The organism is Lysinibacillus sp. NPDC047702, assembly GCF_050272555.1.
Taxonomy (GTDB): domain Bacteria; phylum Bacillota; class Bacilli; order Bacillales_A; family Planococcaceae; genus Lysinibacillus.
On record NZ_JBNNMG010000029.1, the window covers coordinates 37099 to 57928 of the forward strand.

The window sequence follows — 20830 nt, forward strand, 5'->3', positions numbered from 1 at the left end:
CTATGACTTCGTTATTTTTGATGGTGTATACCCCAGCTTCTCTGATAAAAAACGATTAATTTCTAACATCGCCATTTCCACCTCAGAGACACTACCAACAATCACCAGGCTGCCTGTAAAGCGATCTAAAAAACCTAGTTTTACATTGGCTGATTTTGTGGCTAAATCACCAGCAATAATCACTGTTTCACTAGGTGTACATGTCATAATGCCAAGTGCACCTGCTTCTTGAATACCAAGCTTTTGAAACATATCAGGATCTGGATTTGCGATAAGATGACTTAATGTTAGTTGCTTACCAGGCACAAACTCCTGTATAAACCGCTTTTTTTCTTCACTCACACGTCATCACCTCTTTCTTCAAATTATTAAGACTTAGTGTCTGTTAGGTATTCTCCTTCTTTGATAATGCCTGCCTCGCGATCTTCCTGCTCCAATCTTAAAGCTGTTGGTACAGATAATTTATAGGCTAGAATAATCGCAATCACACCAGCTAAAAACTTCCCTGCAATAACAGGTAAAATAATAGTTGGCTGGAAGTTAGCCGTAAACGATAAATGATCTCCAAGTAAAAATGCTGAACAAACCCCAAAGGCAATATTAATGACTTTATCTTTTGGAGGCATATGACGAATCAGTGTAAACATTGCCAAGATATTAGCAATTGTTGCTAAAATCCCTGCGCTTCCTACTGATGATAAACCTAATTTTTTCCCTGCCGCTTCTAAAGGTTTAGATGCATATTTTCTGATCAAGTACACCATCGGGAATGCACCCGCTAGCATAATACCGATATACCCAGCTGTTTCTAACGCTCGGAATTGATCGATCTCATCTGCCATAATCGGATCAAAGCCCCATGCTCCAAAAACCTTTGTAAAGATTCCTGTGAAAATTTCTACAATAGAGAACACAAGTACAAGCTTGATACCAGCATCCATAACGCGACCAAAAATCATAAAGCCCTTGATCATGCCATTTGGAATTAACTTTAGTCCTAATGCAATTAAGATAACGAAAATAAATAAAGGCAATAAATTGATTAATATTTGTAATACAGAAATAGCAAATACATATGTTGGTGCCTCTGTTGTACTAATTACTTCACGAACCTCTGTATTAAACAGCACAATCATGATGGAAGAAATAAACGCGCCAATCGGAATTGTTAAAACGCCAGCCATAATACCTAACGCCATATATTTATGATCACGTTTATCTAACATCGCAAGTCCCATCGGAATTGAGAATACAATGGTTGCTCCTGACATAAATCCAACAACTAGAGCCATTACCCATCCCTCGTATGACTCTTTTAAAGCATTGGCTAATTGATAGCCGCCCATGTCTGAAGCTAGAATGGTTGTTGCTGCAATTGCAGGATCAGCACCAATCAATTCAAAAATCGGACTAATAAAATGACTAATAAACCATGTTAAGTAAGGTATAGCTGCCATGATTCCTGCCGCTGGTACGAAAATATGACCAACTGTATGGATACCATTCATAAATTCCTTACCAATCCCATACTCTGCATCTCGAATTGCTCCGATTGCCCCTAAAACAGCACAAATCATAATAATATAAACGATGATCGTTCCTATCATTGCCATCCTACTCATCACCCCTTTGATTTTGATAAATTTATATAAAAAAAGACGCCTTAAAGAAGAAATCTCTTTAAAGCGTCTTTGCTTCAACTATTTACTTGTAAGGTATTAATAATTCGTTTCGCGATTGTCACCATTTCCTGCTGAGTCTGCATACTTTCATTTCGAATTTTTTTATACGCCTCGTCCTCGCTAAGTTTTTCTGACTGCATCAGTAAACCTTTTGCACGTTCGATGATTTTGCGTTTTTCTAATTCAGTTTGTTTATGCAGTAATTCTCCGTTTAAACGGTTGAATTTATCAATTTGATGAAATGCCACCTCCAACGCTGGAAGGACATTTTTCTCAGAAAACGGTTTCATGACATATCCTAAAATATTGTCTTGCTTCATGTATAGAAGCAATTCTTTTTCACTATACGCTGATATAAATAGCACTGGTATACCCAATTGCTGTTCAATAATTTTGCTAGCCTTTAATCCGTCTAGCTTGGGCATTTTAATATCCATTAGGATTAACTGTGGCTCATGTGCAAAAGCCAGCTCAATTGCTGATTCTCCATTGTTTGCTTGTGCTACTACCTCGTAGCCATTATCTTCAAGCATAAATTTTAAATCAATGGCAATAAGTGACTCATCTTCGACAATCATTACTTTCCTAGTCATTTAGGATAAATACCTCCTCACTTACAGGAAACTGAATTTGAGTATGCGTACCTTCTTCACTAGGGATAATTGAAAATGTGCCAGCTAAATCGTATTCAACAAGTCTTGTAATAATCTCCATTCCAAACGATGCCTTCACTTCTTGCATCCCAACGCCGTTGTCAGAAATATGAAGTGAAATGACAGAAGTATCCTGTAAAAATTGAATGTCGATTGTACCTTCCTCACGACCAACAAAAGCATATTTTAATGCATTTTGCAGTAGCTCACAAATGATTAACGCAAGGGATACAGCCTTCTTTGAATGACAGAATAACTGAATGTCTTCATGATGGAAAACTAATTGAATAGATGGTGTATTGGATGTCCCCACCATCTTATGTCCAATTTTCTTAGATAACGCGATAACATCTACTTTCTCTTCCGCATTATCCTCATTCTCTAAAATCAGTTCATAGACAGATGAAATACTATATATTCGATTTAATGCCTCTTGAAAAGCACTTGCACTTGAAGCAGTCAAGTCATTTCGCATTTGCAAACGCAATAGGCTTGTAACTGTTTGTAAATTATTTTTTACACGATGATGAATTTCTCGTATTGCAAATGTTTTCATCATCAGTTCATTTTCTTTCAGCTTTAGCTCTGTCAGATCATGAATAATGAGAAGTGTTACTTTATCATTTTGACTGCGAATAGGAATTTTTTTCACAATGAAGGATTTACGATCAATCGTAATTTCTAAGAAAAAGACATCATCGCCTTTATCATACACCTCTTGTAAAAATGGCAAAATCTTATTCAATGCAACATTGTCAAAATGTTCTAACCCTGAAAGCTCTGAGATAAATCGATAGCCTGCAGGATTACTATAAATTACTTTGTTCTCATGATTAGTAAGAATAATAGATTCTACTAACAAATCAGAAACGACTGGTATTGGTTGAGAATTTGGTTCTACAATATGCTCAATTAAAGCAAAGGGCATATTTTGAAAATCATCTTTTGGTGTTGTTTTCATCTCCACCTTTTTTTCTTGAATCAACACGGCAATAACCTGCTGCTCGTTATTAAAGAGTGGAACAACATTTTGTTCAACTGTTATACCTTCTTGTGTGACAGCTCTAGAAATGGATGATTTTTCTTTATTTTTAAAAGCAGCAAATACTGCTGGTTCAAAACTCTCAAAAACAAATTTCCCAATAACAGACTTTTCGTATACACGTCTTTCTTTTTTCGGGAATGCTTCTGCTACAACAATTGCATGTGGTAGATTTTCCATCATACAATCTATGAACATATAGCAATCTGTCAACTCTGCATAATACGATAGTGTCGTTTCTATTTCCAGTAACTTTTCAATATCTGTTGAAGATAAGCTTGTATATTGACTACACAATGATTGAATGTTCGACAGGTTCAACACCCCTATCATAGAATAATCAAACTTGAAAATGACTATTCTTAAAATTTCTTGTCATCATTATAAACCTTTTGCAAAATTATTTTCAACAAAAAAAATAATTTATTTTAATAATTTTCGTTGCATTACAAAGAACTATATAGCTTAAAAGAGAAATATTCAACACTTTTTTCAATTCTATCTGCATTTCATGTCAATTTTACTATTTCAATATAACAAAAAGCAGGCCTGCACCTAAGGCAAACCCGCTTTTTTTTATTTTATTTCTGGTGTAACAGCTAAGATATTTTCAAACGTTTTACGCTGAGATACCTCTTGTTCATTTAACAAAATATGGATATCCCCATGATCGTTTGAAGTACGAATTAAGCGCCCCATTCCTTGTTGCAGACGCAATTGCATAAATGGTAATTCTACCTCTTCATACGGATTTTCTGCAAACGTACGTTTTGCATCAAATAACGGATCATGCGGTGGGAAAGGCAAGTCATAAATAATGACACGTGTTAATGCCTCCTCTGGCAAATCTAGTCCCTCCCATAAATGATAGGAGCATAATGTTTTAATGGTACCCTCTTGAAAATCACGAACAATGGCAGAAAGCTCACGATCTCCTTCAAAGGCCATATACATCCGTTCCATAAGTGGTAATTCAGCTTTAAAATCTACCATGGCTTGCTTGGATTTAAATAAAATTAGCGTTTTTTCTCCATCACGTAAAAGCTGTTGAACACGCGATGTCTTCTCCTTTTGGGATAGCTCATGTAAATAAATTCGCATCACTTCTTCATAATCAAAAGGCGATGGAACAGAAAATGATTGATAGTCTCGAATTCCTAGACTATAGGAAATATATGAGAAGTCCTTATTAACAGACAATGTTGCTGATGAAAATACAATCGGAAGTTTTTTAGAGAATAATTTTTCTGCTAAAACTTCTGTTATAAGTCGTGGCATGATAACGAGTGTTTCTTCCCCGTCTGTTTCCTCTAACCAATCAACAGCATCTCCCTGTGCTATGAAAATACGTAAGGATGCTTGGTATTGCTCTAGGTATTCCTCAGCCATATTCAATTCGTATTCGGGAATCATATACATTTCAGATTCAAAGACGAATTCCTCAAGTAATATTTCTACATCGTCAACCAATTGTTTTCCATACTTTAATAGTGTTGTCGATTTATTGATACGTTTACGCTCCTCCTTCGAAGCAACTAAATCATCACGCAGCTGATCGAAAAATAGCTCATGGTCATCTTGTAATTTTTCCATGGCATACAATGTCCGCTCTCTCACACCATCTACCATTAAACGTTCTAAAAGCTTAACAATTGTTGTCGCCTGCACTTTATAGGTCATTGCTTTTTGAGCAGCATATTCTAATAGGTGACCCTCATCTAGCACAATCATAGATACTTCTGGTAATAGTGCCAATTGCCCTTCACGCTCACGGGATTCCTTAGTTGCCAAATGCTCCATCAGGAAATCTTGTGAACAAATAATAAGATCCGTGGATTTACGATAATGTGCACGATGTAATGTTTGACCACATCTATTACGTTGATCACATACTGAACACTGCATAATGGCATTATAGTTCACCTTTTGCCAGTCTTCATCACTGACTGTCGGATAATCACTACGTTCTCCATAGGGCTGAATGGCAATCATTGATCCTTGTGCATATACACCGTCAGGTATAGAAAACGCAACATCATCAATCCATTCATCAGTCTCTACTTTTTCAGCCTCTTCAAAGCGCTTTAAGCATAAATATTGATCTCTTGATTTTGCTAAGCGTACATCAATGTCAAGCCCTAATGTTTTCTGTAATTTATAAATATCTCCGCCCTCTTTTACTAGCTGGTCGATTAATGTTTCATCCGCACAAGCAATAAGGGCTGGTTTACCTGTATAACGTGCATAGGATACAGCTGGCAGAAGATAAGCTATCGTTTTCCCAGTTCCTACACCCGCCTCAGCAAAAAGCACATTTTTTTCTTTTAGAGCCTGCTCTATTTGATAAGCCATAAAAATTTGCTCATCACGGCATTCAAAGCCTTTTTCAGGTAACTCATCATATAGGACATCGCCCATCCAGTCACCTAATGACTCAAAAAACGAGCGATCCTTTGTTAATACAAAAGGTAAAGATTTACGCAATTGACGTTCCCCCTCTAACTATCTGGTCCTATTATACGCGACGAAACGGAAGATAAGAAAAAAATCTTATCTTCCGTTATCAATGTTTAATCTCTTTTAGACTTTTGTCCCCAGAATTGATAATAATTCGTTTCAATAAAACCATTGAATAATTTACGTTTCTTCGTCGCTTGACGACCATATAATTCCTCAAAGTTTTTCATGGAGGACAACATATACACAGACCAAGTTGGATAGTTCTTCATGATTGTTCCCAAGTCCCGAATCACCTGCTCTACAACTTTAACATCACCAATACGTTCACCATATGGTGGATTACCAATCATGACGCCATCTGTTAGCTGTGTCGTAAAATCACGTGCTTGCATTTGCTTAAACGTAATCATCTCACCAAACCCAGCCTCTAGAGCATTCTCTTGCGCAATACTCACCATACGATGGTCAATATCAGACCCAAAAATTTCTAGTGGTTGATCATAATTTGCTAAATTATCTGCTTCGTCCCGTACTTCGTCCCAGATTTTCGCCTTCATCCACGGCCAAGCCTCTGAAATAAATTCACGGTTATAGCCCGGTGCAATATTTTGCCCAAGCATAGCAGCCTCTAGAGCAATTGTGCCCGAACCACAAAATGGATCTACGAACGGTCGATTCGGATTCCATTTTGAAATTTGCACAAGTGCAGCCGCTAGTGTTTCTTTTAATGGCGCCTCACCTTGTGCTTGTCGGTAGCCACGCTTATGTAGACCAGCGCCCGACGTGTCAATAGTAAGTGTAGCCATATCTTTTAAGATTGAAACTTCTATTTTATAGGTAGCGCCTGATTCGTCCAAAAACCCTAAACGTTTATAGTGCTGCTTCATACGCTCTACAATGGCTTTTTTTGTAATTGCCTGGCAATCTGGCACACTAAACAATTTTGATTTGACAGATTTCCCCGATACTGGAAAGGCTGCATCTACTGGTAGATATTTTTCCCAAGGTAAAGCCTTGACGCTTTCAAACAATTGCTCAAAAGATGAGGCTGGAAATTGGCCCACAACAATTTTTACACGATCTGCCACTCGCAGCCATAAGTTTGTTCGTGCAATGGCCGTTTCATCACCCTCAAAATAGACTTTTCCATTATCTACTGTTGTCTCATAGCCAAGTGAATTTACCTCTTGTGCTACAATTGCCTCTAAGCCCATCGCAGCCGTGGCTACTAATTTATAATTTGCCATATACTAATTCCTTCCTTGATGCTCAATTTCCCAATACTCCATAAATTCAATAAGCTCATTTAATGGTAATGGTTTACTGTAATAGTAGCCTTGAATAATATCACAGTTCATTTTACGTAGTATATCCACTTGTTGTGCCTGTTCTACACCTTCCGCAACAACTTTCATTTTTAGGCGGTGTGACATTTGGATAATCGCATCCACTACAGCCTGTTTTTCATCGAGCGAAGCAATATGTTGAATAAAGCTGCGATCAATTTTTAAACAATCAAGCGGGAATCGAACTAAATAACTCAAGGATGAATAGCCTGTTCCAAAATCGTCAATTGAAATTTTAAAACCCATTTTTTTGAGTCGCACTAGCTTACTAACTGTTTCGTTTGCACTGTTCATAACCGTACGTTCTGTCACTTCTATTTCAAAATTGTTAGCAGGCATATTGTAACGCTCTAATATCGCTTGAATTGATTCTAAAAAGTTTTGTTGTTTAAAGTGAATACTTGATATATTGATAGCAATAGGTGACTTGCGTCCATGCTGTTGCATTTCAATAACTGCCTCACAAGCTTTTTCTATAATGACTTCGCTTAATGGAATGATTAAACCTGTTTCCTCGGCATATGGAATAAATTCTGCTGGCGATACAAATCCCAATCTCTCATTATTCCATCGTACTAGTGCCTCTACGCCTTGAATCTCTTCATTTTTAACAGATATTTTCGGTTGAAAATGAAGGTCAAATTCACGATTTACAATAGCTCTTCGTAGTTCTGAATCCAATAATAACACGCGCTGAGAATCGGTTTGTAGTTCTTCAAAATAAAACGAATAGCCGTTAAGACCATTCTTTTTTGAATAGGTCATTGCCTTATCTGCACAATGGATTAATTGCTCTGTAGTTTCACCATCTGCTGGATACATACTTACGCCTACACTTGTAGAGATAAATACATTCCGACCATTTATATCTAATGGTTTTTCGATTATACCTATAATTTGCTCTGCAAATTTTGCTGCTTCTTTTACATTTTTTACATTTGTTAACGTAATAATAAACTCATCGCCACCATATCTCGCAATGATATCTTTATTTTTTAACAATGTTTTGATGCGCTTTGCCACTTCTACTAAAATCGTATCACCAACCGCATGGCCTAATGTATCATTTATTTGCTTAAATCTGTCTAAATCTAAAAAATAGACAGCATGCTGCACTGAATGAGATATAGTAGAAGTAGATTCTAGAAGACCATCCATTCTCTCAATATAAGCAAATCGATTGGACACTTCCGTTAATGAGTCTGTTAACAAACGTTTCTCAAGTTCATTCTCTACTATTTTTCTTTCAGATAAATCCGTGAAAATACCACAGTAATTCGTAATCTCACCCTTATCATTGGTTACACCAATAATTGTTAACCATTCTGGATATACATCTCCGGTTTTCCGACGGTTCCATATTTCTCCCTGCCAAATGCCATCTTCTCGTATCTTTTGCCACATCTCAAGATAAAATTTTAATTCATGTACCCCCGACTGTAACACAGCAGGCGTCTTTCCAATAACTTCATCTCGCTTATAGCCTGTTACGAATTCAAACGCAGGATTAACCATTTCAATTTTTTTATCTTTATCCGTAATCATTATGCCTTCAGATACATTTTCAAAGATTTTAGTAATTAAGGCAGTGGGATATTTGGAAATCGAATTTAGTTTCCCCAGACTATTCCAATTGTTCGCTCCGTTCATGTTTCCGCTCCATCCTATCTCTCTAAACTACCCTCATTATATAGAATAGCGCCTATGCGCCAGTCTACTAGTTTGTAGACAAATATATGTACATCGTTGCGATAACAGTTTCAGATGTTTTGCTTAGAAGCGTAGAGACAGAGGCATAACAGTGTGTTGCCTTATTCTTAAACATATATCGCGCATGTCTAGACATTTTTAACAAGTACCATGTTCTTAATTTATTACGCCCCAGCGTAATTGCATTCGGATTTTTTTGATCTCGCTCGAAAAGCTCCTCTTCAAAATCCGCGACATCTGTCAGGGGCTTTGTACCAACTTGAATTTGGTCACTCACTCGTGTGTTGTTGTTGTTGCTTCGCTTTCGCACAGTTAAAACCATGTTGCTGTCGCTTCGCTTTCGCACAGTTAAAACCATGTTGCTGTCGCTTCGCTTTCGCACAGTTAACATTGTTGCTGTCGCTTCGCTTTCGCACAGTAAACATTGTTGCTGTCGCTTCGCTTTCGCACAGTAAAGTCCAGCTGAAGCAAGATAAATTCAAAAGAAAAGCTCTCCACCAAATTGGAGAGCGCTTGTTATTTCATAGGTAAGCATCATAAATTCCATAAGCCATGTTTTGTTCCCGAGTACTCAAACAGTTTGCACCTCGTACGACCGGGTAGTAATCATCTATCTACAGAGCAAAACTCTGTCCCTCTATCCGTTCAATTTCTTCTAGAGAGTGCCCCTACCATAATTTGGGTTTCTCACTCGTGGGGTTTACCTCGTTCCACCTTGCAAGTTTCCAAGCAAGCTTCGTCACTGTGGCACTTTCAGGAAGTTTCAACCATATCAAGAAGACTTAGGTTTTCCTTCCGCCGTCAGCCTCTAACAGCTGCCTTACCTTATTTTTTCAGTAAGCACGAACACTACGGTCATCTCAGAGCCGTGTGAGCATGGACTTTCCTCTACGACGTCTAGCGCCGCAGCGATTACTCGAATTTCATGATGATACGAAAGATTATACTAGAGTTTTATAATAAATACAATGTAAATGATAAAAATTATTCGTATAACTTACTACCAAATACATGTTTTTCCAAATTTGAAAGACGTTTTAAAATATCAAAGTTTGTCGTACCAGCTGTCGACGCAACAGGTTGTCTCTTAGGAGTACTATCAATTTCTTCTCTAAGCTGTCTGTTTTCATCACGTAGTTGGGCCACCACTTTTTCAAACGTTTCATAATCTTGAATAATTTCATCAAGAAATGAATCGACTTCTTCTACATTGTAGCCTTTAAAATTTTTCTTAAATTCCTTTTCAAGGATCATTTTTGACGTTAATTTAATGTCCATTCACATCGCCCTTCCTCACACTACATACACGAAATCATTATAGCATACTTCACCACATTATATCGTCTGAAAACACCAATTGTAAGGCTAAACTTGTCGTTTCATGCGCTTACCCGGGAAATTATTTCTTATTTCCTAATCGGTATAATCTCTTTTCCCAAGAAATTTCCCATTTCTGTTTTTGTTCTACTCTCCATTGCTCATCCTTTTTTATTAATTGTATGCCTTCCTGCGTATAATAAAGGGCCTGTGCATAATCTTTTAGCTGATGCTCATAGATTATGGCTAGCTGTTCTAAAGCATGCAACTTTTTTCGTGAATCAATGAAATGAAGAGAAGCCACAAAGGCATCAATTGCATCGTTAAACTTTTTATTTCTTTTGTGCTGTAAGGCCAAATAATATTGTGCTTGACCTGCCTCAAGTGCATCAAATTGCGTAGTTACCTTTTCTAATATCCTCACACTTTGAGTGCTCTCCTTTAAATCTGCATACCATTTCCCAATATTGGTGAACGTATTAGCAGATTCTTCATTTGTCTCCTCAAACAACAAGTTTGTGGAGTGAGAATAGAGTGTAATTAGTGAAAGTAAATCCCATTCATTATGAAGCAGTACTTTCATCAGTGCGTCAGGCATACCACTTTTAATAGCATCTAAATAAATAATAGGTGCGAGATATCCTGGTATATCGGCAATGCGTGAAAAGCCAAGCTTCTCCTCTTCCACCGATTTTAACTTCATCCGTTCCATATCATTTTTCCATAAACGCTTTGAACTATGCAGCAAATCGATTTGTCGTTGTGAACGTAATTTAGGTAGTTCTTTTTGGTGGAGCGTCCAACGTGTTTCAAGTTGTGGCCAGTCAAAGCTTTTGCCATTGTAGGTGATGACTGTTGCAGTTTTTTGCCAAAGCTTTGACTCAAAAAGTAATGCTGCTTCGTGTGCTGGATCTGCAAGTAGATATTGCGTCAAAATAAAGCTTTCATCTGAAATCTCTAAAAAACCGAGAAGAAAAATTTGTGTACCTACTCCCTTTAAGCCTGTCGTCTCCGTATCGAAAAATAATACCTGTTCTTTGCTATCTAGTGCATAGGGATGCTCAAACTTTGCCTCTTGCCATTTGGCTAGTGCCTCGAAAAATGACTGCAACTTATAATGACCGTGTTGATAATGAAACGGATAATGCACCTGCCGTTTAAAAACAATACCAAAATCATTTTCTACAACAGTCAACCCAGCCCTTTCCCATCGCTCTGTATAGCTAGGGATTTCGGGCTTTTGATATGTGACAGGCTTCTCTTGTTTGACTGTTGTCGTAGTTTTTTTACCAAGCATTTTTTTCATTTGTAGGATTTTGTTTTCGTATGACATATATTTCACTCATTTTCTGCCTATAAATTGTAATATCAATACTATTGCAACAACTTTTGATTAGAAATTGCCGGTGGATTTCATTACCATATATTCCTAAATTAATGATTAAATTATTGTATTTTATAGTAACACACAATTTCAAAGGACTCTAGTTATGGATGTGTGGTTTAGCAACAATGAACATAGAAAAGGAAGAAATCAATGGAATTCTAGCTGAATTTCAGTTTGAAGATAAGGCGCGTAAATGTGGTGTACCAACGCTTCTAAATTACTTAGTTGGCGCAGTTGCATTCGAATGGAAAAGCTTGCGTTACGCTTCCGATATAGCAACAGAGAAAGGCTTGAAACCAGTAGATTATTCTACGCTTTCCAAACGTTTAGGTGAACTGAACTATCTAATCGTCAAACGTATTTTTGAGTTGATTGTCAGCCGATTAAACCGAGCAGCGAGACGTAAACTGAAAAAAGAGTTATTGGCGATTGATTCCACAACAATCACGGTCGGGAAAAATCGCTTGCCACGGGCGCTTTATCATGGTGAACGTTCCGGTATTAAACTGCACGTTAGCTTTACAAATAGCACAGGGGTGCCCCTTCAAATCGTTAGAGAAACTGGTTGCTTTCTTTTTGAATGTGGTGGTTAGAGCGACCAAACTGACGGGTAGAGAGGCTGAAGTGGCAGATAGCGAAGAAATTCCTTAATCTTGTGTAAAAGTAAATTCCCAGAGCTTTGTAAAGTACTTGGCTTGAATAACAGTTGAATAGAAGGTAATTTCTATTCAACTGTATCTTTGAGAAGAATTAAATTTCTTGAATCATCTCAACACGATTTCCAAATGGGTCTCTAAATTCAAAACGTTCAAAATGAGGAATAGGGACTGACTCAAGTATTTCAATATGTTGTTCGGTTAATACCTTTTTCCAGTGCTCTATATTTTCAACTTGATAGGCAATATGCGCCTTTGTCGTTAATCTATTGAAGCCATCCTCTGTTCCTACATGTATCTCTTTATTGCCAAGCTGTAACCAAAAACCGCCTCGACCTTTAAGCGAGTCGGGCTTTTCAATTTCATTTAGTCCTAAGACCTGACAGTAAAATTGCTTCCCTTTTTCTTCCTCACCTTTTGGAATTGTTATTTGAACGTGATGCAGGCATATAACCATTTTTATCCTCCTTTAATTCATAATCGATATTTACTTCTAGGATAATAGTGCCGAATCCTTTAATTTGTCGAAGGAAGCCTTTATAAAATCAGCTAGGAAGGATAAGGAAATAGGTCAATAGCTGATGGTATTTTCAGAACTGTTAATGAAATAATAATAGTTAGAAGTAAATGTATAAAATAATTATTTGTTATTTCTTTATGTTGAGTATATGGTAATATTGTATATGTATTTTTTGTAAAAGGAGGAAGAGAATTGTCTAAAAAAACATCTTTTTTGTTTTTAATTTTGACAACCATTTTATTAACAGCTTGTAGTGGGGGAAGAGATACTTCATCTGTTGAAACTGCAATAATTGGTCATTGGGTAAGTGAGTCTGAAGACCCGAAGTTTGAAGATACACATTATTACATTGGCAAAGATAAGGTTACAACGGTTGACCAAGGCACAAAAACTATATCGGACTATAAAATATCTTCAGCTAATGAAAAGAAAAAATGGATTGAAATAATTGTAGAGGGAAAACAAAATTCTGGTAGTTTAGTGAGAAGGTTAGAGTTTACAAATGATGAAATGACAGAATTAGTAAATCCATTTAAGATGAGTGATCTCATTGTATCTTCGGATAGAGCAGATAGTAAAGAAAGTCAAGAATTATTAAATTTCGCCGAAAATTTATTAGGTGATACTGAATTTACATCTACATGGAAGTACATAGATGATTTAACAGAGCCCAAATAATAAGGACATAAATAATTTAGATGGAGAGTAGTTGGAGAAATCCTTCTACTTTTTTATATTAGATAGAAGAAATATGTAATTACTGAGGGATTTCCTTATAAGGAATATCCACCTTTCTTTTTACTTTAAGAATTAGTTACTGTTGCACTAAACCAGATTGAAATGTTAACAAAAATAATAATTAATAGAAGTGTGTAAATTAAATACTTATCATTTTTATTCTTCTCTGTTTTAAAGAATAAAATTTTAATTAGAATCAACACAAATGCAAGACCGCTAAGTATTTTTGCAAGTAGGAAAGCCGACACCTTTGTTTTTCTCTCCTTTAATTAACATTGTGAATCTGTCCAGAATGGTGTATCAAAAGACCATCTTATTAAAACTCCACATCCAATTTACACTAGCAACTGTTAACGCACCCGCTCCTATACAAATTAAGCCTGCAGCAATTCCAACAGTAAGACCCACAGGAGGAATAAAATAAGCCGTTATGCCGTTTCAATTGTAGTAACCCCTGCTCCAATTGTCAGAAGACCTATATACATAATATTCAATATTTTATTAAAATTCAATATTTATAATATCGATAGGTAATTATTTTGTTTTATGTGAATTTTTCTATACGCTTGGCACGGCTCAAAAACAAACAAAAGAACGCTAGGCAATTGAATCCTTTTTTCGCTGGATTAATCAGACTTAAATGTACCTGCGTTAGTTGGCACGACGAAAAATGCGGTATTTAATCAGCTTTTTGCGGCCTTAATTGTTTATATGTTACTAAAGTTTTTGCATACCGAAGGACACAAGAAAAACAACTGTAAACACTTACCCTTCGTTGGTTTTAAACGCCAGCTTCTTTGCGCTACCCTGCCTGTTGAGTGGTGCATCGGTCTCAAAGAGATACTCGCATTTCATCAGGAACTTTATCAAGTAAATGCTGGATGAATTTGGTTAATCAACATGTGTGAAATAGAAAAGTTACTTTCGGCTTCATTGCAAAATAACATATAATTATGATAGCATTCAAATTATGGAATGTATTTTATATATTTTTTTTACACAATCCAACAGTCCATATTAAAAATATTTATTATGATTGGAAAGTGATTGAAATGTTAAAAGTGAATCGAGAGGATAAGAGTCCTATATGGCAGCAATTGCTTGACCAAGCTATTCATAATATTACAACAGGGAAATGGCCACCAGGGGAGCTACTTCCCCCAACTAGAGAGCTCGCTTTATTAGTTGGTGTTTCGCGCTCAACCATCCAAATTGTATATGAGGAGTTATTCAGCCGTGGATATACTGTTACAAACTGGCGTGGTGGAACAAGAGTAAGTGAATGGGGCTATAAAGCTGGTTCACAGGAGGAATTTATGCACCAAGGACCTTCCACACCTGAATTACCCTACATAAGATCAGCTGTTGATCAATTGAACAATTGGTTTAGAGGTTCAGAACATCAGCATGTTGAAATTGATTTTTGCCCCCATGAGCCATATCTGGACGAGCATTTCCGAAAAATTTGGAGGCAATCTTTTTTACAGGCATCAGCCGTTGCAGATTTGGACACATGGGGATATGGCAATCCATATGGGTTTACACCCCTGCGTGAACAGATTCAACGTTATCTGACATTCGAAAGAGGAGTTCATGTAGATATTGATCAAATTATCTTAACTTCAGGTGCACAGCATAGTATCGATTTAATTGCTCAGGCACTTTTACATGAAGGTGAAACAGTATCTGTTGAAGATCCTGGATTTCCCGCAGCATGGATGACAATGAAATTTCGGCGTATGAATGTTGTTCCTGTTCCTGTTGATGAGTACGGTTTACAGGTTGATCACATTCATCCGCAATCAAAGCTTACTTTTGTTACCCCTTCCCATCAGTGTGCAGTCGGCGTTATTTTGTCAGAACCCCGCAGACAGCAATTGTTGCAAATGGCTGCTCAAAAGCAATTTTGGATTGTAGAAGATGATTATGATGGCGAATTTAGGTATCGTGGTGGTCCACTTCCAACTTTATTTAGTCAGCAGCCTCAACATACATTGTATATGATGAGTTTTTCCAAAATGGTGGCTCCTGGTATACGAATTTCAGCAGTTATTGGTCCAAAAGACGCCATTCGCCAGCTTGCGCAAGTACAAGCATTGACCTACCGCCATCTTCCAATTATGGAACAACTAACGCTTTCCCATTTTATTGATCACGGTCATTTTATGCGTCATATGAGAAGAGTTAGAAATGTCTATCGCCGTAGACATGAGGCTATGACAAAGGCCATTATGGCAACAGGTTTAGGTAAACATTTTAAATTAAGCGGTATTGAAACGGGCCTTCATATGCTTCTCGAGGCTGAGGAATCCTTTGAAGAAGAGGAACTGACGAATCTAGCGCTGAAACAAGGCGTTCGTGTCTATCCACTTAGTAAATATTGCTTAGAAAGTAATCGGAAAGGGTGGGTACTGGGATTTGCTAAAATAGATGAGGCGGCAATTGAAGAAGGGATTGGTCGTTTGGCAAAGCTATTATTATAATACTTGTTAACTCTACAACCAAAATGAAGGCAGCCATCTTACCTTATTTTAGATGGCTGCCTATATTAAGTCTCTTCTTATTTAGTTTGCTGCATGCTATTCATATTTTGTTGTTTCCTTAGTAGCTGACCATTTATCAATAAATGAGCACCTAAACCTGCAACGAGTCCCCAAAACGCTCCTCCCACTCCAAGTAATGTGACATTTGCAGCAGTAGCCAAAAAAGTAATTAGTGCTGTTTCACGTCCTTCTGGATTGATCAAAGCATTAGCAAGGCTGCTGCCTATTGTACCAAGCAATGCTAAGCCCGCTAATGTGGCAATGAATGTGGCAGGGAGAATTAAAAATAAAGCTGCCAATGTGACGCCAAAAATGCCGACAATAATATAAAAAATACCACAGATTATACCAGCAATATAACGTTTTTTTGAATCTTCATGGGCGTCTTTTCCTGTACAAATTGCAGCGGTAATAGCTGCAATATTAAAAGCGTGAGATCCAAATGGAGCTGTTAGAAGTGAGCCTAATCCTGTTATTATCAAAATTGGATTTGCGCTCGTTTTAAATCCATCATTTCGCAGTACTAGCATCCCTGGCATATATTGTCCAGTCAAAGTAATAATAAAAAGTGGTAGCGCAACGCCCAATAAGGCATGAAGCGAAAACTCTGGTGCAACAAATACAGGAGATGCAAGGGCTAATTTGATATTGCTAAAATCCACCTGCCCCATACCAATCAAATAAATTAGTCCAGTAAGCAGGATGCCTACAATTGCATATCTAGATGTAAATCGTCTTAAAATTATATACGTAGTAAATAGAATAACGACAAGCAAAGGATCAACTTTTGCTCCGCCAAAGGCTGAAATACCAAACTGTAGTAATATGCCAGCAAGAAGTCCCGAAGCAATGCCTGGTGGAATAAGCTGGACAAAGCGCTCAAACATTCCCGTTAATCCTAAAATAATAAATCCTATAGCAGAAATCATATATGCACCTATCGCTTCCGGATAGGGTGTAAGTGCTAATGCTGAAACAAGAAATGCCACACCAGGTGTTGACCACGCCGTAATAATGGGTTCACGGTAGCGATAACTTAACCATATGCCAGTTATCCCAACCCCGATTGATATTGACCATATCCAAGATGCAGTCATTTCTGGACTAAGACCAGCAACCTTAGCAGCCTGAAAGACAAGAATAAAAGTACCACCGTAGTTGACAATGACAGATATAAAAGCAGCTATTGCGGGTGATAGCAAATCATGAACACGCCATGAATTTTGTGTAACGTTCATAGACTTTTCCTCCTCTCCTAATCATCCTGTAACTTATTTTCATTCCAATAGTATTCATCTGGCAAATAGCGTTGTCCAAACACTTTGGTTCCCACTCTTATAATCGTAGCGCCCTCCTCAATGGCAACAGTGAAATCACCAGACATGCCCATTGATAAAATATCCATCTCGACACGAGGAATTTCTTTTGCTCGAATTTGAGTTTGCAGTTGCTTTAATAATTGGAAGCAATGCCTAGTTTCATTATTTGTGGCATTCAATTTTCCAATCGTCATTAGCCCCTTTATATTCAATGTTTCAAATTGGGATAATTGCTCAACTAGCTCCAATGCTAGTTCCGGTGATACACCAAATTTACTTGTTTCACGGGATGTATTCACCTGTACTAAAATATCCATCGTTTTATTCTCTTTCACAAGCTGATTATGTAATGCCTGTCCTAATTTCAAACGATCAACAGAATGAATCAACGTAACATACTTCACAACATATTTGACTTTATTCGTTTGCAAATGCCCGATAAAATGCCATTCTACTTGGTTATGTTGTTCCATAAGCGGAAATTTGTCTCGAAGTTCTTGTGCTTTATTTTCACCAAACAACATTTCCCCTGCCTCCATAGCAATCTTTAATTTTTCAAGGGGAACCGTTTTTGTTGCCAATAACAATTTGACATCTTCTTTCTTACGACCTGCAGCTTGGCAAGCTAATGCCATTTGCTTCCTCACTGTTGTCAGATTTTCTTCAACTAAATGAACCATCTTGTTTCCTCCCTTTGCTTTTATTTTGTAATGAATGCACTAAGCATACATTATTATGGATTGTATAAAAACATCCATAAATATATTTTCTAACAATCCATAAATCCTTTAAAAATACTTCTAATCAAAAATAGCCACTACCTCTAGTGCGATTAGGGGTAGTGGCTTTTTAGATTATATGGCTTTATTCATACCATGTTCTGCACTTATTGATCTCCATCTTTTTTTGAAATGCATCCTCTAAATCAATATCTAATTGATTGGCGAGATCGACTATATTGAAAATTACGTCATACATCTCCAAACCAATATTTTCTTTTATTAATCGGACCTTCTCCTCTGTTGGATGAAAGGAAATACTTAAAATTTCCTGAGCTAACTCGCCAACCTCAGTAACTAAATATAGCATTCTAGTTTGAATTGTATTGATCGTAAATCCTTTTTCTTCACTAAATTGTCTTACATACTTTTGCATATTTGAAATATCCATTTATTATTCTCCAAACTAGTTTATTAATGAAGTCCTTCATATAAAGGAAATTGAGATGTTATTTCTCTCACACTATCTAATATTTGATTTTTAACTACTGTGTCCTTAGGATTTTTCAGGGCAAGTGCAATTAATTGAGCAATTTCTTTCATTTCCTTTGGCCCTAATCCCCTAGTTGTGATTGCAGGGGTACCAAATCGAATACCACTTGTTACTAATGGATTGGCTGTATCATGAGGGATGGTATTTTTATTTGCTGTAATGCCCACTTCGTCAAGTATTGTTTCAGCTTCTTTACCAGTAAGCCCAATTGTACGCAAATCCAGTAAGATAATATGATTATCTGTTCCTCCTGAGACAACTGTTAATCCCTCACTCATAAATGTTTCAGCTAATACTTTGGCATTTTCCAGTACCTTCTCAATATATCCCTTAAAATCTGGATTTAGTGCCTCTCCCAGCGCAACTGCTTTTGCAGCAACGATATGCATAAGCGGACCACCCTGTAATCCAGGGAAAATCGCTTTATCAATTGCTTGTGCCCACGATTTACGGCACATAACAATACCCCCTCTTGGTCCACGTAACGTTTTATGGGTTGTCGTGGTCACAAAATGAGCATGTGGTAAAGGGTTAGGATGCAGACCAGCTGCAACAATCCCTGCAATATGTGCCATATCTACAAAAAATAGGGCTCCAACCTCGTTCGCAATTTCAGCGAATAACTCAAAGTCGATCATTCTTGGGTAGGCACTGGCACCAGCGACAATCATACGTGGTCTATGCTGATGAGCTAGCTTTCGGACATGATCAAAGTCAATTCTCCCCGTTTCTTTATCTACACCATATGGGACAAAATTATAGAATTTCCCTGAAAAATTCACGGGACTGCCATGTGTTAGATGCCCTCCATGCGATAAATTCATGCCTAAGATTGTATCTCCTGATTTAACAGAAGCAAAATAGACTGCCATATTGGCCTGTGCTCCAGAGTGCGGCTGTACATTCGCATGTTCAGCACCAAACAGTTCTTTAACACGCTGAATAGCACGCTCTTCAACAATATCTACGTGTTCACAGCCCCCATAAAATCTACGTCCTGGATACCCCTCTGCGTACTTATTGGTAAGTATTGTACCAGAAGCCTCCATAACCGCCTGACTTACAAAATTCTCTGAGGCAATCAACTCGATGTTATCACGTTGACGTGAAAGCTCTTGCTGGATGGCATTACTTATCGCTCTGTCTTGCTGCTCCAAATATCTCATATACAAAATCCTTTCTATTTGAAATTTTAATTTTCCATGCCTATTTATGTAGATACTTTTTAATAGACATTATGATATAAACTTTGTTTATTCAGTTTGGAACATTTCCCCTTCCTCAATCGGATTTTCTTTTGCGCTTATATGTTGAGGATCAATTCTGTAGACTTGTACAGAACCACCGAATACTGCAGATTGGTATTTCTCTACATGTTGTTTGGATAATGGACGTTTATAGTAACCAGGTACATATTTATCAATCATCTCTTGCAGCATATATGTAGCTTCATCTAAATTGACAACAGGCTTTGCCTCGCCAAAAACCATGACACTCATATAAGCAGTATCTGTTTTGGCTGGTACAGGATTAGTGATTGTTCCATATTCCTCACATACAGTAAAACAGACCTCCGAATTCTCTTGAACCACTTTATTTCGTCGCCCACCACCAGCACCATGAAAATAAATATTTCCATTTGACCAAACAAAATTCAGCGGAACTACATAAGGTTGTTGACCATCAACCATTCCAAGATGCCCAATACGAGCATGCTGCAAAAATGCATCAATCTTGTTCATATCTAATACTTCTCTAATTTTGTAGCGTACATCAATCATTGTTATCACTCCTAATCTTGTATTCTGTAAGTCTATCAGCCTTTGGATTGAATATAAATGTCCAAAAATATAGTAATGATGCAATCCATAACAGCTAATAATTAGTGCTAATCAAGTCACTTCGGAAGATAATTTGCACCTATTTTAAGTGCTAAATTGCACGATACAACCCTTTTTTCTTTTTCTAAATAGGAGTAATTTTCAACATTCTGGAAAGTGTGTATACTAAGAGAATTTCAACCTAATAAAGTCGAATTCCTGTACTCTAAGGAACTGACTTTTTAAATTTAGCTTGTTAAGCTAAATTCATAGTGTTGAAATACTATTATGTCAATGACATCAAGGTGACAAATTAAAAAGTATAGCCCTTTTTCAAAACGAGGGGTTGATCTCCGTTCCGACTG

The 20830-nt window shown here is 37.2% G+C and carries 19 protein-coding genes, 1 other RNA gene and 1 pseudogene; 4 read left to right on the plus strand and 17 right to left on the minus strand.

The features are described from left to right. From ACQKIM_RS14785 to ACQKIM_RS14835, 11 genes are all read right to left on the minus strand, one after another. Complete coding sequence (locus ACQKIM_RS14785; protein WP_283871719.1) at window positions 1–342, minus strand: BMC domain-containing protein; 342 nt, start codon at window positions 340–342, stop codon at window positions 1–3. Between the two features lie 26 nt (window positions 343–368). Next, on the minus strand, window positions 369–1613 hold the full coding sequence (eutH, locus tag ACQKIM_RS14790; protein WP_427545184.1) for an ethanolamine utilization protein EutH: 1245 nt from the start codon (window positions 1611–1613) through the stop codon (window positions 369–371). Window positions 1614–1696: 83 nt separating this feature from the next. Next, the gene (locus tag ACQKIM_RS14795; RefSeq protein ID WP_427545186.1) at window positions 1697–2275 is read right to left on the minus strand and encodes an ANTAR domain-containing response regulator; all 579 of its coding nucleotides are present in this window, start codon (window positions 2273–2275) and stop codon (window positions 1697–1699) included. Then, window positions 2268–3710 (minus strand): histidine kinase N-terminal domain-containing protein, encoded by a 1443-nt coding sequence (locus ACQKIM_RS14800; protein WP_427545188.1) that lies wholly within the window; start codon window positions 3708–3710, stop codon window positions 2268–2270. The genes ACQKIM_RS14795 and ACQKIM_RS14800 overlap by 8 nt, the downstream gene beginning before the upstream one ends. A 243-nt stretch (window positions 3711–3953) precedes the next feature. Continuing rightward, window positions 3954–5861, minus strand: a complete 1908-nt coding sequence (locus tag ACQKIM_RS14805) for an ATP-dependent DNA helicase (RefSeq protein WP_427545190.1) — start codon at window positions 5859–5861, stop codon at window positions 3954–3956. Between the two features lie 86 nt (window positions 5862–5947). Next, complete coding sequence (locus ACQKIM_RS14810) at window positions 5948–7084, minus strand: THUMP domain-containing class I SAM-dependent RNA methyltransferase (protein ID WP_427545192.1); 1137 nt, start codon at window positions 7082–7084, stop codon at window positions 5948–5950. Window positions 7085–7087: 3 nt separating this feature from the next. Then, entirely contained in the window at window positions 7088–8833 is a 1746-nt protein-coding gene (locus ACQKIM_RS14815) for a sensor domain-containing protein (RefSeq protein WP_427545194.1), read from the minus strand. Between the two features lie 67 nt (window positions 8834–8900). After that, complete coding sequence (locus ACQKIM_RS14820) at window positions 8901–9215, minus strand: hypothetical protein (protein ID WP_427545196.1); 315 nt, start codon at window positions 9213–9215, stop codon at window positions 8901–8903. Between the two features lie 219 nt (window positions 9216–9434). Beyond that, an RNA gene (gene rnpB / locus ACQKIM_RS14825) (RNase P RNA component class B) lies at window positions 9435–9817 on the minus strand. A gap of 60 nt (window positions 9818–9877) precedes the next feature. After that, window positions 9878–10171: a cell division regulator GpsB gene (gene gpsB / locus ACQKIM_RS14830; protein WP_427545198.1), complete on the minus strand. Its 294-nt coding sequence runs from the start codon at window positions 10169–10171 to the stop codon at window positions 9878–9880. 121 nt (window positions 10172–10292) lie between these two features. Beyond that, on the minus strand, window positions 10293–11543 hold the full coding sequence (locus ACQKIM_RS14835) for a ribonuclease H-like domain-containing protein (protein ID WP_427545200.1): 1251 nt from the start codon (window positions 11541–11543) through the stop codon (window positions 10293–10295). Window positions 11544–11722: 179 nt separating this feature from the next. Here ACQKIM_RS14835 and ACQKIM_RS14840 point away from each other — a divergent pair, with 179 nt between their 5' ends. Next, the gene (locus ACQKIM_RS14840; RefSeq protein WP_427545202.1) at window positions 11723–12190 is read left to right on the plus strand and encodes a hypothetical protein; all 468 of its coding nucleotides are present in this window, start codon (window positions 11723–11725) and stop codon (window positions 12188–12190) included. A 157-nt stretch (window positions 12191–12347) separates the two neighbouring features. Here ACQKIM_RS14840 and ACQKIM_RS14845 read toward each other — a convergent pair whose 3' ends face one another. Continuing rightward, a complete protein-coding gene (locus ACQKIM_RS14845) occupies window positions 12348–12710 on the minus strand; it encodes a VOC family protein (RefSeq protein WP_427545204.1) in 363 nt (120 codons plus the stop codon). Window positions 12711–12965: 255 nt separating this feature from the next. On the opposite strand from ACQKIM_RS14845, the gene ACQKIM_RS14850 reads away from it, so the two are divergent. The 3 genes and pseudogenes from ACQKIM_RS14850 (at window position 12966) to ACQKIM_RS14860 (ending at window position 15994) form a co-directional block, all read left to right on the plus strand. Next, window positions 12966–13451 (plus strand): hypothetical protein, encoded by a 486-nt coding sequence (locus ACQKIM_RS14850; protein ID WP_427545206.1) that lies wholly within the window; start codon window positions 12966–12968, stop codon window positions 13449–13451. Window positions 13452–14112: 661 nt separating this feature from the next. Then, window positions 14113–14241, plus strand: a pseudogene (locus ACQKIM_RS14855) (IS4 family transposase); the annotation flags it as partial. A 322-nt stretch (window positions 14242–14563) separates the two neighbouring features. Continuing rightward, window positions 14564–15994: a PLP-dependent aminotransferase family protein gene (locus ACQKIM_RS14860; RefSeq protein WP_427545208.1), complete on the plus strand. Its 1431-nt coding sequence runs from the start codon at window positions 14564–14566 to the stop codon at window positions 15992–15994. A gap of 77 nt (window positions 15995–16071) precedes the next feature. On the opposite strand, the gene ACQKIM_RS14865 is transcribed toward ACQKIM_RS14860, so the two are convergent. The 5 genes from ACQKIM_RS14865 to ACQKIM_RS14885 form a co-directional block, all read right to left on the minus strand. Next, window positions 16072–17292, minus strand: coding sequence for a benzoate/H(+) symporter BenE family transporter (locus ACQKIM_RS14865; protein WP_427545210.1), 1221 nt, complete (start codon window positions 17290–17292; stop codon window positions 16072–16074). Between the two features lie 17 nt (window positions 17293–17309). Beyond that, window positions 17310–18053 carry a YggS family pyridoxal phosphate-dependent enzyme gene (locus ACQKIM_RS14870; protein WP_427545212.1) on the minus strand — a complete coding sequence of 248 codons (744 nt, stop codon included), beginning with the start codon at window positions 18051–18053 and terminating at the stop codon, window positions 17310–17312. A 184-nt stretch (window positions 18054–18237) separates the two neighbouring features. Continuing rightward, window positions 18238–18543 (minus strand): MazG nucleotide pyrophosphohydrolase domain-containing protein, encoded by a 306-nt coding sequence (locus ACQKIM_RS14875; protein ID WP_427545214.1) that lies wholly within the window; start codon window positions 18541–18543, stop codon window positions 18238–18240. 23 nt (window positions 18544–18566) lie between these two features. Beyond that, on the minus strand, window positions 18567–19811 hold the full coding sequence (gene glyA / locus ACQKIM_RS14880; protein ID WP_427545216.1) for a serine hydroxymethyltransferase: 1245 nt from the start codon (window positions 19809–19811) through the stop codon (window positions 18567–18569). Between the two features lie 87 nt (window positions 19812–19898). After that, window positions 19899–20426: a pyridoxamine 5'-phosphate oxidase family protein gene (locus ACQKIM_RS14885; RefSeq protein ID WP_427545218.1), complete on the minus strand. Its 528-nt coding sequence runs from the start codon at window positions 20424–20426 to the stop codon at window positions 19899–19901. Window positions 20427–20830: the final 404 nt, after the last annotated feature.